The 11,387-nt window shown below is 68.8% G+C and carries 10 protein-coding genes; 2 read left to right on the forward strand and 8 right to left on the reverse strand.

Translation table 11 applies throughout. The features are described from left to right. Window positions 1-315 precede the first annotated feature (315 nt). Window positions 316-1,161, reverse strand: coding sequence for an AAA family ATPase (locus QQK83_RS17395; RefSeq protein ID WP_284266418.1), 846 nt, complete (start codon window positions 1,159-1,161; stop codon window positions 316-318). Between the two features lie 308 nt (window positions 1,162-1,469). On the opposite strand from QQK83_RS17395, the gene dksA reads away from it, so the two are divergent. Together dksA and QQK83_RS17405 are read left to right on the forward strand one after the other, a co-directional pair. Next, complete coding sequence (dksA, locus tag QQK83_RS17400) at window positions 1,470-1,892, forward strand: RNA polymerase-binding protein DksA (RefSeq protein WP_284266420.1); 423 nt, start codon at window positions 1,470-1,472, stop codon at window positions 1,890-1,892. 86 nt (window positions 1,893-1,978) lie between these two features. After that, window positions 1,979-3,142 carry an FAD-dependent oxidoreductase gene (locus tag QQK83_RS17405; RefSeq protein ID WP_284266421.1) on the forward strand — a complete coding sequence of 388 codons (1,164 nt, stop codon included), beginning with the start codon at window positions 1,979-1,981 and terminating at the stop codon, window positions 3,140-3,142. A gap of 220 nt (window positions 3,143-3,362) precedes the next feature. On the opposite strand, the gene QQK83_RS17410 is transcribed toward QQK83_RS17405, so the two are convergent. The 7 genes from QQK83_RS17410 to QQK83_RS17440 all read right to left on the reverse strand — a co-directional run bounded on the left by QQK83_RS17410 (window position 3,363) and on the right by QQK83_RS17440 (window position 9,999). After that, on the reverse strand, window positions 3,363-4,103 hold the full coding sequence (locus tag QQK83_RS17410; RefSeq protein ID WP_284266423.1) for a proteasome-type protease: 741 nt from the start codon (window positions 4,101-4,103) through the stop codon (window positions 3,363-3,365). 30 nt (window positions 4,104-4,133) lie between these two features. Further along, complete coding sequence (locus tag QQK83_RS17415) at window positions 4,134-4,937, reverse strand: transglutaminase family protein (RefSeq protein WP_284266424.1); 804 nt, start codon at window positions 4,935-4,937, stop codon at window positions 4,134-4,136. Between the two features lie 7 nt (window positions 4,938-4,944). Further along, window positions 4,945-5,886, reverse strand: a complete 942-nt coding sequence (locus tag QQK83_RS17420; protein ID WP_284266426.1) for an alpha-E domain-containing protein — start codon at window positions 5,884-5,886, stop codon at window positions 4,945-4,947. Between the two features lie 4 nt (window positions 5,887-5,890). Continuing rightward, window positions 5,891-7,318 (reverse strand): circularly permuted type 2 ATP-grasp protein, encoded by a 1,428-nt coding sequence (locus tag QQK83_RS17425; RefSeq protein ID WP_284266428.1) that lies wholly within the window; start codon window positions 7,316-7,318, stop codon window positions 5,891-5,893. A gap of 119 nt (window positions 7,319-7,437) precedes the next feature. After that, the gene (gene dtd / locus QQK83_RS17430) at window positions 7,438-7,875 is read right to left on the reverse strand and encodes a D-aminoacyl-tRNA deacylase (RefSeq protein WP_284266430.1); all 438 of its coding nucleotides are present in this window, start codon (window positions 7,873-7,875) and stop codon (window positions 7,438-7,440) included. Next, on the reverse strand, window positions 7,872-8,798 hold the full coding sequence (locus QQK83_RS17435) for a carbohydrate kinase family protein (RefSeq protein ID WP_284266432.1): 927 nt from the start codon (window positions 8,796-8,798) through the stop codon (window positions 7,872-7,874). Before QQK83_RS17435 ends, dtd begins: the two co-directional genes overlap by 4 nt. A 67-nt stretch (window positions 8,799-8,865) precedes the next feature. Further along, complete coding sequence (locus tag QQK83_RS17440) at window positions 8,866-9,999, reverse strand: TFIIB-type zinc ribbon-containing protein (RefSeq protein ID WP_284266434.1); 1,134 nt, start codon at window positions 9,997-9,999, stop codon at window positions 8,866-8,868. Between the last annotated feature and the right edge of the window lie 1,388 nt (window positions 10,000-11,387).

Genomic DNA, 11,387 nt, shown 5'->3' on the forward strand with positions numbered 1-11,387 from the left:
CCCGGCGCATCAGCGCCCGCCCGCGCCCGGCGGCCCCGGCCGTGTCCACCCGGCCGCTCGGCGGCGCGTGTGACGCGCCCTGTCGACCGGGGAAAGCCTCGGCACGGAATGCGCTGCGTCTTGCGGTATGCGTCCGTCATGGGCGTTTCCCTGACCCTTTGAACATCCTGCCAACGAGATTCTCTGCGACAATTATGGCAGGATTGCGATGAGGGGACAGGGTTTTTCCCGCGCCATGGTCACCAGCCGGACCGGAGGCTTCCGCACTCCGCCCCCCGCATGGCGGCATCCCGTGCGTCCGGTGCCGGGTGCCCGTCACCGCTGCCGCCGCGCCATGAAGGCGAGCCGCTCGAACAGCGCGACATCCTGCTCGTTCTTCAGAAGCGCGCCGTGCAGCTTCGGCAGCGCCGAGGCCCCGTCGCGCTTCAGGTCCTCGGGCGAAAGATCCTCGGCCAGAAGCAGCTTGAGCCAGTCCAGAACCTCGGAGGTGGAGGGTTTCTTCTTAAGACCCTGCTGGTCGCGGATCTCGTAGAACTGCGTGAGCGCCGTGGTCAGAAGCTGGCCCTTGATGCCGGGGAAATGCACCTCGACGATGCGTTTCATCGTCTCCATCTCGGGGAAGCGGATGTAGTGAAAGAAGCAGCGGCGCAGGAAGGCGTCGGGCAGCTCCTTTTCATTGTTCGAGGTGATGATGACGATGGGGCGCGTCGCGGCGCGGACGGTTTCGCCGGTCTCGTAGACGAAGAACTCCATCCGGTCGAGTTCCTGCAACAGGTCGTTGGGAAACTCGATGTCGGCCTTGTCGATCTCGTCGATCAGGAGCACCGATTTCGACGGCGCCTCGAAGGCCTGCCACAGCTTGCCCTTGCGGATGTAGTTGCGCACGTCGTTGACGCGTTCGTCGCCCAGCTGGCTGTCGCGCAGGCGGCTGACGGCGTCATATTCGTATAGCCCCTGCTGGGCGCGGGTCGTCGACTTGATGTGCCATTCGAGGATCGGCAGGCCGAGCGAACGTGCCACCTGCCGCGCCAGCTCGGTCTTGCCGGTGCCGGGCTCGCCCTTGACCAGCAGCGGCCGCTCGAGCGTGACGGCGGCATTGACCGCGACGGTCAGATCCTCGGTGGCGACATAGCTGTCGCTGCCTTCGAAACGGGCTGTCATCGCGGTCTCCCTGATCGTGCCGGACCGGTCTAGCGTCTTCGCGCCGATCGGGGAAGGGGGGCGCTGCGCCGCCGAGACCCGATGCCCGGAGGGCGGGAAAAACGGGCGCTCGGGCCCGATCTTGCATGAAAAACGGTCCCTTGCCGCGCGCGCACCGGCTGCTGGGCGGCAAGCTCTCCCATGCGCCGGGTGTCACGCAATAGAGACGTGACAAGGGCCGCGCGGTCTTGTAAGCGGGCGGCGAGGGGCCGGAGGGGTGCAGTATGCCAGACGGACATCGAGACTCCGGCGCCGCTGAGGGGAGCGACATGAAGGCCGAGATCTTTCTGCCCGAAGACTATCGTCCGGCCGAGGACGAACCATTCATGAACGAGCGTCAGCTGGAATATTTCCGGCGCAAGCTCATCACCTGGAAGAACGACCTGCTCGACGAAAGCCGCGGCACGGTCGAGGCACTTCAGGACGGCACGCGGAACATTCCCGACGTCGCCGACCGCGCCAGCGAGGAAACCGACCGGGCGCTCGAGCTGCGCACGCGGGACCGCCAGCGCAAGCTGATCGCCAAGATCGACAGCGCGCTGCGCCGGATCGAGGACGGCGAATACGGCTATTGCGAGGTGACCGGCGAGCCGATCAGCCTCAAGCGGCTGGACGCGCGCCCCATCGCCACGATGAGCCTCGAGGCGCAGGAGCGCCACGAGCGCCGCGAGAAGGTGCATCGTGACGACTGACCGCGCTGCGGTCCGTTGTGCGGCATGGAACAAGACGGGGGCGCGGCCGCGGGGCTGCGCCCTTTGTCGTATCGCGGGGGGGTGACATGCTGATCGGGCAGGAGGTGACGGTCGCGGGCGGCGGCATCGGCGGGCTGGCGGCCGCACTGGCGCTGGCGCAACGCGGCGCGGCGGTGACCGTGCTGGAACAGGCCCCCGCGATCACCGAGGTGGGCGCGGGCATCCAGGTGTCGCCGAACGGCTGGCGGGTGTTGCAGGCGCTCGGCGTGGCCGAGGCGGTCGCGGCCACCAGCCCGCGCTCGCAGGCGGTGCGGCTGCGCGATTTCCGCCGCGGCGCCGAGGTCTTCGGGATGGAGTTGGCCCGGCCGGAGCAGCCCTGGCACCTCGTCCACCGTGCCGACCTGGTCGCCGCGCTGGCCGAGGCCGCCGAGGCCGCGGGCGTCACCCTGCGCCTCGGCAGCCGCGTCACCGCGATCCGCCCCGAGCCGGTGGCCACCCGGCTGACGCTGGCTGACGGCACGGAAGAAACCCACGGCCTGACCATCGCCGCCGACGGGCTCCACTCGCCCGCCCGCGCCGCGCTGAACCCGAAATCGCGCGCCTTCTTCACCGGGCAGGTGGCCTGGCGCTGCACCATCCCCGTGGCCGAGCCGCTCCCGCCCGAGGCGCATGTCTTCATGGGTCCGGGCCGCCATCTCGTGCGCTACCCGCTGCGCGATCGCCGGCTGGTGAACGTGGTCGCGGTCGAGGAACGCGACGGCTGGGCCGCCGAAGGCTGGCATCACCGCGACGACCCGGTCCACCTGCACCGCGCCTTTACCGATTTCTGCCCCGAGGTCCGCGACCTGCTCGACCGGGCCGAAGACGTCTACCTCTGGGGCCTCTTCCGTCACCCGGTCGCGCAATGCTGGACCGAACACGGGCTGGCGCTTCTGGGCGATGCGGCCCATCCGACGCTGCCCTTCCTCGCGCAGGGCGCGAACATGGCGCTCGAGGATGCCTATGTTCTCGCCCGCTGCCTCGCCGAGGACAGCGTCACCGCCGATGCGCTCGCCCGCTACGAGGCGCTCCGCCGCCCGCGCTGCGCACGCATCGTGCAGGCGGCCAATGACAACGCCGAGAACTACCACCTGCGCCCCGGCCCGATGCGCTTCGCCGCCCACACGGCACTGCGCGCCGCGCGCCGTTTCGCGCCCCACGCCGTGACCCGCCGCTTCGATTGGGTCCACCGCTACGATCCCACGGCGTGACGCCGCCACTTCTCCGTTTCGCAAGTATCCTGGGGGGAGTCGCCGAAGGGTCGCCATGGTCGCGCCATTGGTCCGAGCGACAATGGCGACGGGGGGCAAAGCCCCCCCGAATTTTCGTACGAAAATTCACATCCTAAAGCGAATTTTCGTACGAAAATTCGCACCCGCGCCGCGCCAGCGGCGCGCGGGTCGACCGCGAAGCGGGCGAAACCCCTCGGGGTCAGTCCAGCGTGTAGGGGGGCAGGGCCTTGAAGGCCGATTTCAGGGCCTCGCCCCAGCCCGACGAGATCATCTCGTAGAAGGCATCGTCCCGCTCGATCCGGTGTACCCGCCCGGTGCGGAACCCCTCCGCCTCGTAGAGATGCAGGTCCAGCGGCAGCCCGACCGAGAGATTCGCCTTGATCGTCGAATCGAAGCTCAGCATCAGCAGCTTCACCGCATCCTCGAAACTCATCTCCGGCTCATAGGCGCGCACGAGGATCGGCTTGCCGTATTTCGTCTCGCCGATCTGGAAGAACGGCGTGTCCTCGGCCGCTTCCACGAAATTCCCCTCGGGATAGATCATGAAGAGCCGCGGCTCGCCGCCGCGCACCTGCCCGCCCAGGATCAGCGTCGCCGAAAACGGGCTGTCGGCCTGTGGCCCGGTGCGGCCCGATTGCTCGGCGATCACCTCGCGCAGCGTCTCGCCCACCAGCTTGGCCACCTGGAACATCGAGGCCGCCTCGAGGATCGAGGGCGCGCCGCGGTCTTCGGCGGGTTTGGCGCGCTCGTTCAGAAGCGACACCACCGCCTGCGTCGTTGCGAGGTTGCCCGCCGTCATGAGCGTGATCGAGCGTTCGCCCGCGCGCTCCCACAGGAACATCTTTCGGAATACGCTGATGTTGTCGACGCCCGCGTTGGTGCGGGTGTCCGACATGAACACAAGCCCCCGGTCGAGCTTCATGCCAACGCAATAGGTCATCTGGTTCTGTCCCTGCCTTCGGGAAACGTCCTACTGCTGCTGCACCTGGATGTCGATGGACATCGCTTCGCCCGAGCTGCCGAAGCGCAGCCCCGAGACCGGCGCCGCCTCGCGGTAGTCGAGGCCGGTGGCCACGCGCACGTAGCGGGTGTCGGGCGAATAGCCGTTCGAGACATCGAACCCGACCCAGCCCAGCGAGTCGATATGGACCTCGGCCCAGGCGTGGCTCGCATCCTGGTGCACGCGATCGTTCATCATCAGGTAGCCCGACACGTAGCGCGCCGGGTAGCCCATGGCGCGTGCCGCCGCGACGAAGATATGCGCGTGGTCCTGGCATACGCCGCGCCCTTCCTCGACGGCTTCCTCGGCGGTCGTGCCCGCATGGGTCGCACCGGTCTCGTAGGGGACGGCCGCCGTGATCCGCGCCGACAGGGCATGCAGGCGCGGGATATCCTCGGGTTGCTCTTCCTTGAGGCCCTTCGACAGGGCCCGCACGCGTGGCCCCGCACGCGTCAGGTCGGTCGATTTCCCGAAATACCACAGCGGCGCGAAGCCGCCGTGCCGCCCGGTGATGCCATGGGTCTCGGCGGTCTCCACCTCGCCCTCGCATTTCACGACGATCGAGGTCGCCTGGCTGTCGAAGGAAATCAGCGTCACCCGGTTCTGGTGATGGTCGGTATACTCCGTCTCGGCACGACCGCCCTCGATCTCCATCTTCCAGGTCAGCACCGTCTGGCTCGACCGGCTTTTCGGGGTCAGGCGCAGCCGTTGCAGCCCGTAGGGCACGGGGGCATCGAAATGATAGGTCGTGGTGTGCAGGATCTTCAGGCGCATCTGGGTCTCATCCGAGGAACCGGTAATCGGTCTCGACCTGTTGGCCGAGCCGGGCGATGTCGGTCAGGAAATCGGTGATGAACTCGTGCAGCCCGTCCTCGAAGACGCGCTCGATCGTACCATGGGTCAGCCGCGCCGAGATCACGTCGATCTGGTCGTGGCAGGGGTGACGCTGCCCGTAGGCGCGTTCGAGATAGGCGAGGTTCGTCGCCATCTTGCCCACCGAGAACGCCAGGCTGCGCGGCATCCGCCCGTCGAAGACCAGGAAATCGGCGATGCCCATCGGGCTGGTCTCGCCCTGGGTGATCCAGCGATAGGCGCGCTGTCCCGCGACCGAGCGCAGGATCGTCTCCCATTGCACGTTGTCGAGGCTCGAGCCGATCTGGCTGATCGAGGGCAGGAGAACGTAGTATTTCACGTCGAGGATGCGCGCGGTGTTGTCGGCGCGCTCGAGGAAGGTGCCGAGGCGGCAGAAATCGAAGATGTCGTTGCGAAGCATCGTGCCATGCATCGCGCCGCGCACCAGCGCCGATTGCTGGCGGATCAGCGCCAGAACCTCGGGCAGGTCGCGGGCCGAGACGGGGCGCGTGAGCCTTTGCTTGAGGATCATGTAGGTGTCGTTCACCGCCTCCCAGACCTCGCGGGTGATGGCGGTGCGCACGAGCCGCGCGTTCATCCGCGCCGCCGAGATCGCCGTCAGGACCGAGGAGGGGTTCGTCGCGTCCCGCAGCAGGAAATCGATGGCCTTGGCGGCCTCGAGCGTCTCGTGCTTCTGGTAATAGAGATGGGCGACGGCCGCGGTCTGCAGCACGCTGCCCCATTCGTCGTCATCCCCGTCCGCCCGCGTCAGCGCGATGCGGAAGCCCGCCTCGATCAGGCGCGCGGTGTTCTCGGAGCGCTCGAGGTAGCGGAACATCCAGAACAGGCCGCCCGCGGTCTTGCCCAGCATCGCCCTATTCCTCCAGAACCCAGGTGTCCTTGGTGCCGCCGCCCTGCGACGAGTTCACCACCAGCGACCCTTTCTTCAGCGCTACCCGCGTCAGCCCCCCCGGCGTGATCGAGATGCGGTCGGGCGCGACCAGCACGAAGGGCCGCAGGTCCACGTGGCGCGGGGCAAGCCCCTTTTGCGTCAGGATCGGCACCGTCGACAGCGCCAGCGTCGGCTGCGCGATGTAATTCGCGGGGCGCGCCTCGAGCTTCTTGCGGAAGGCGGCAAGCTCCTTTTTCGAGGCGGCGGGCCCCACCAGCATCCCGTAGCCGCCCGAGCCATGCACCTCCTTGACCACCAGCTCGGACAGGTTGTCGAGCACGTATTTCAGGCTCTCGGCCTCGGAACAGCGCCATGTCGGCACGTTCTGCAGGATCGCCTTTTCGCCGGTGTAGAACTCGACGATGTCGGGCATGTAGCTGTAGATCGCCTTGTCGTCGGCGATGCCCGTGCCCGGCGCATTGGCGATGGTGATGCCGCCCGCGCGGTAGACGTCCATGATCCCCGGCACGCCCAGCTGGCTTTCGGGGTTGAAGCTGAGCGGATCGAGGAAATCGTCGTCCACCCGGCGATACAGCACGTCGATGGGCTTGTATCCCTCGGTCGTGCGCATGGCGACCTTGCCGTCGAGGATGCGCAGGTCATGCCCTTCGACCAGCTCGATCCCCATCTGGTCGGCGAGGAAGGCATGTTCGAAATAGGCCGAGTTGTGGATGCCCGGCGTCAGGATCGCCACGGTGCAGTCCCCCGAGCAATTCGAGGGCGCCGAGGCCGCCAGCGAGCGGCGCAGGTCGCGCGGGTAGTCCGAGACCTCCTGCACCTTGATGCGGGTGAAGAGCTCGGGGAACATCTGCAGCATCGTCTCGCGGTTCTCGAGCATGTAGCTCACGCCCGACGGCGTGCGGGCGTTGTCCTCGAGCACGAAGAACTCGTCTTCGCCGGTGCGCACCAGATCGGTGCCGACGATATGGGTGTAGACGTTGCCGGGCGGGGCCATGCCGATCATCTGCGGCAGGAAGGCGTCGTTGCGGGCGATGATCTCGACCGGCACGCGGCCCGCGCGCAGGATCTCCTGCCGGTGGTAGATGTCGTGCAGGAAGGCGTTGATCGCGCGCACGCGCTGCTCGATCCCCTTGGTCAGCCGCGCCCATTCGCGGGCCGAGATGACGCGCGGCACGATGTCGAACGGTATCAGCCGTTCATCGGCCTCGGCCTGTCCGTAGACGTTGAAGGTGATGCCGGTGCGGCGAAAGAAATTCTCGGCCTCGGCCGATTTCTTGCGCAGCTCGCGCAGATCCTCGCCGTCGAACCATCTGCCGTAGGAGGCATAGGGGCCGCGGGGGGTGCCCTCGGGCGTCAGCATCTCGTCGAAGAAGCGGTCTGTGTCGCTCATGTGTTCTTGGTCTCGTCCCTCTGCCCTCCATCGGCGCAGAGCGGGCGGGGAAGGGCCAGAGGCTCCGCGCGCACCGGGCCGGCTTGCGCGAATTGTCGCCTATAAAATGGGCGGATTGCCTAGGATTCAAGCCAGATCGTAACCGGCCCGTCATTGGTCAGGCTGACGGCCATGTCCGCGCCGAAGCGCCCGGTCTCGACCTGCGGCCCAAGTGCGGCCAGCGCGCGGGCGAAGTGCAGATAGAGGCGCTCACCCTCCGCGGGCGGGGCGGCGGTGGAAAAGCCGGGGCGGTTGCCGCTGCGCGTGTCGGCGGCCAGCGTGAACTGGCTGACGACCAGGGCGCTGCCGCCCATGTCGAGAAGCGAGCGGTTCATCTTTCCCGCCTCGTCCTTGAAGATGCGCAGCTTGGCGATCTTGGCGGCCATGCGTTCGGCCGCGTCCTCGGTGTCGCCCTGCATCGCGCAAACGAGGATCAGCAGGCCCGGACCGGTCCGCCCGATCACCTCGCCCGCGACGGCGACCTGCGCCTCGGTCACGCGCTGGATCAGCGCCCTCATGCCAGCTCGTCGCGGCGCGGCGGGTTCGCGCCCGCGCGCGAGACGGTGACGGCCGCGGCCCGGACGCCGAGCGTCAAGGCCGCTTCCAGCACCTCGGCCGAAAGGCCCGCGCGCACCGACGCCTTGTCCATCGCGCCCGCATCCGCCAGCCCCGCGAGGAAGCCCGCGTTGAACGTGTCGCCCGCGCCCACGGTGTCGACCACATCGACCTTTTGCGCAGGCACGCGAAGCGGATCGCCCGCGCCGTAGGCCGTCACCCCCTCGGCCCCTTCGGTCACGAGGATCAGGGCCGGACCCTTTGCCAGCAGCGCCGCGGCGCGGTCGGCCAGCGCGCCCTCGCCCATCAGCCATTCGAGGTCTTCGTCCGAGATCTTGACCACGTCGGCGGCGGCCAGCATCCGGTCCATCCGCGCGCGGAAGCGTGGCTCGTCGGCGATGAAGCCGGGGCGGATGTTGGGGTCGAGCATCACCAGCCGGTCGGTGCCGGCGCGCGCGACGAGGGTCGCATAGCCCTCGGCGCAGGGCTCCACCGCAAGGCTGATGCCGCCGAAGAAGACGGCGGTGACGTGATCGGGCAGCTCCGGCAGATCGGCCTCCGACAGCATCCGCCCGGCGGTGTTCTCGTCGTAGAAGGCATAGCTTGCCTGCCCCTCGGTCAGCGTGACGAAGGCCAGCGTCGTGGGCCGGTCGGACCGCGCGGCAAGCGTACTGTCCACACCCGCCGCGGTCAGGACGGCGGCCAGCCGTTCGCCGAAAAGATCGGTCGACAGACCCGAGAAGAACCCGGTCTTCACCCCCAGCCGCGCGGCGGCGACGGCGGTGTTGAAAACCGAGCCGCCGGGGTAGGGGGCGAAGCCCGCCTCGCCGCCTTCGGTCTTGCGCGGCAGCATGTCGATCAGGGCTTCGCCCGCACACAGCAACATCTTGTCTCTCCCGGTATCCGTCGCATCCCCTGTTACGGCGCATCCCGCCGACAGGCCAGAGCGTTCGTCAACCGCCCGCCTCCAGCACGCTGTAGCCATAGGCCAGCCCGGCGATCACGATGGCGGCCGCGATGACGGCGAGCGTGATCTTGATCCAGGACCACGGCCGTTCGCCCTGCACCTTGCCGGTCTGCCCGTTGACCACGAAACGGTAGGACTGGCCGCGGTATTTGTAGGCGGCGACCCAGACCGGCAGCAGGACATGCTTGAAGGTCACGTCGTCGATGCGGATCGCCATGTGGTCGATGCGCTGCTCGTCGCCGCCGATGTCGCGGCGGATGTCCTGGCGGATCTGGCGCTCCATCACCTGCTTGGCTTCCTCGAAGCCCTCGTCCAGCTCGACCGTGTAGCCTTCGGCGCGGAAGCCCGACAGGAACTCGGGCCGGTAGGGATCGAGCGCGCCCAGGTCCCAGGGCGCGAGCCGGTCGGTGTAGGTCTTGGGCAGGGACCGCGAGGCGAGCACGAGAATGTCGTCGAACCAGCGCGCCACCCGGCCCGAGCGGCGGCTCCAGCGGATGCGGCGCTCGCGCCGGGACTTGCCGTCGGAGCCGCGCACGGTGACCCAATAGGCGTCGCCGCGCTGGCCGCGATACTGCGTGGCGGTGTCGGCGTCATAGGTCCAGTAGGGGACGTAGATGCCGTCCATCTTGCGGCCCTTCTTGGCATAGGCCTGCAAGCCGTTGGGTGCGAACCACAACCCGCCGAGCCAGTCGTTCATCGCGGCATGGGCCTGCCGCTCGGTCAGCTGGAAGGCGATCACCCCCCTGGGCTTGATATGGCGATGCGTGCCGGTGTCGGTCACGACGGGGGTCGCGCAGAACGGGCATTCCTTTGCGTGGATCTCGGGCCGGAACTCGACCTGCGCGCCGCAGTTGGGGCATTGGCTGACGCGGGTTTCCTCCATCTCCTGCGCGGGGAGCTTGGCGGCGATGGCGGTCTCGTAATCCAGCTCGACCAGCGCGCGGGCGTCGCCGCCCCAGGGCCCGCCTTCGGGTTCCAGCACGGCCGTGTGGCCGCAATGATCGCAGATCAGCCGGTCGCCGCCCGGATCGAAGCGCATGTCCGCGCCGCATTGATCGCAAGGAAAGCGATGCGCGTCCTCCGGAGCGGCGGGAGGCTGGGCGGTGGTGAACTCACTCATGTCCGTGTCACTCCGGGTCGCGGTCGACTTGCCACCTTTCTCCCGCGCCCGGCGGGCGTGATCAAGGCCCGGTTTCCCGGTCTGTGCCTGTCTGTGCCTGTCTGCGCCGGTCTGTGCTGGTGGATGTCGGCCCGGCGCGGGGCGGTTCTCCGCAGGGCCGGGCCTTGCAGGCCGCCGCGGGTCCCGGTGCGGCCGTCCGGGTCATTCAGCCGGCGGCGGGTCTTGCCGGGCCTTGCCGCGCAGCGCGTCTGCTCCGTGGGAGGTCCCGTGACGCGGTGGCGGCCGGGCAGCTGCCGCGGTCTCGGTGGCGGGACCGGGACCAGGGGGGGGCGGACATCGACCGCCTGATGGGCGGTCGGAGAGGCCCGGCGCAGCCTGCCGGGCCGAGGCCCTTCTTGGCGCTGCGCGAAGCTCCGGGGGGGGCGGTCGACAGGTTGCCATGGTCCTGGGCGGCCCCGAGGGCCCTGGTGTCGGCGCAAGTTGACGCGACCGGGATGACGGCGGGGCCGCAGCGTGAAGACGACCGTCCGGCACGGTCCCGCGATGCGCCGCAACGCCCGCCGAGATGCCGCGCGGGCCTGCGGAACGTGACGCCGGGCCGCGTGCCCCTGCCACCCCGCCACATGCCTCGCGGACCGGCTCGGTGCAAGGTCACGCTGCCGTGCACCGTCCGGCCGGACGTTTCGCGCCCTGCCGTGCCACCGCCCGTGGCGTCATGGCCCGCTGCCCCGGACGACCCTGTCTCGCTGGCGCTGTGGTGGATCGGTCACGGTGCCGGTTGTGTGCGTCGCACCCCGATCTCCGCGTGGCTGCTGTCCCGTGAAGCCCCCTCCGTATCGCGCAGTTTGGGGCGGCACGCGATAGTCGCCACCGCTGGCGCGCCGGCGACCGGGCGCTCCCGCCCAAGGGACAATGCCGTCGGCATTGCCCCTTGGTTGGGCCCGGCCGCGGCGCGGGCCTTCGGCCCGGTGCCGCGGCGGGTGCCCGTGACGGCCGGACCGCGATGGCCCGGCGCGGTGCCGGTGGCACGGTCGGACTGCGTATTTGGAAAAAGATGAAGGCCTGAGGGGATGGGAGGCCCCGCCCGGCCGAGTGTTCCCCGATCGGATCCGCAAATCCGAAAGGGGCGCTGCACGACGGGGCAGGGCACCTTCACCTTTCACGGTCATCGGCTCGCCAGCCTGTACCGTGCCCGAAGCTTGCCATCCGACTCGTAAAGATTCGGTTACCGTCTTCATCTTTCTCCAAATACGCAGTCCGCCCCCTGTCACCCGCGCAGCACGCTGGTCATCGGAGAGCCGACCGCAGCGCGGCACGCGCTGCCGGGCCCAACTGCCGCAGGCCGAAGGCCGAGGCAGGCGGGAGCGCCCCCCTTGCCGGTCGCCGCG

This window comes from Roseicyclus amphidinii (genome assembly GCF_030163755.1).
Taxonomy (GTDB): domain Bacteria; phylum Pseudomonadota; class Alphaproteobacteria; order Rhodobacterales; family Rhodobacteraceae; genus Roseicyclus; species Roseicyclus amphidinii.

What these genes read in the sequence shown, in the direction of transcription:
- QQK83_RS17435 (WP_284266432.1), bottom strand. Translation starts at nt 8,798, where the DNA reads ATGTTGCTGTGTGCGGGCGAAGCCCTGATCGACATGCTGCCGCGCAAG.
- QQK83_RS17415 (WP_284266424.1), bottom strand. Translation starts at nt 4,937, where the DNA reads ATGCGCCTGAAGATCCTGCACACCACGACCTATCATTTCGATGCCCCC.
- QQK83_RS17405 (WP_284266421.1), top strand. Translation starts at nt 1,979, where the DNA reads ATGCTGATCGGGCAGGAGGTGACGGTCGCGGGCGGCGGCATCGGCGGG.
- dksA (WP_284266420.1), top strand. Translation starts at nt 1,470, where the DNA reads ATGAAGGCCGAGATCTTTCTGCCCGAAGACTATCGTCCGGCCGAGGAC.
- QQK83_RS17425 (WP_284266428.1), bottom strand. Translation starts at nt 7,318, where the DNA reads ATGAGCGACACAGACCGCTTCTTCGACGAGATGCTGACGCCCGAGGGC.
- QQK83_RS17410 (WP_284266423.1), bottom strand. Translation starts at nt 4,103, where the DNA reads ATGACCTATTGCGTTGGCATGAAGCTCGACCGGGGGCTTGTGTTCATG.
- QQK83_RS17440 (WP_284266434.1), bottom strand. Translation starts at nt 9,999, where the DNA reads ATGAGTGAGTTCACCACCGCCCAGCCTCCCGCCGCTCCGGAGGACGCG.
- dtd (WP_284266430.1), bottom strand. Translation starts at nt 7,875, where the DNA reads ATGAGGGCGCTGATCCAGCGCGTGACCGAGGCGCAGGTCGCCGTCGCG.
- QQK83_RS17420 (WP_284266426.1), bottom strand. Translation starts at nt 5,886, where the DNA reads ATGCTGGGCAAGACCGCGGGCGGCCTGTTCTGGATGTTCCGCTACCTC.
- QQK83_RS17395 (WP_284266418.1), bottom strand. Translation starts at nt 1,161, where the DNA reads ATGACAGCCCGTTTCGAAGGCAGCGACAGCTATGTCGCCACCGAGGAT.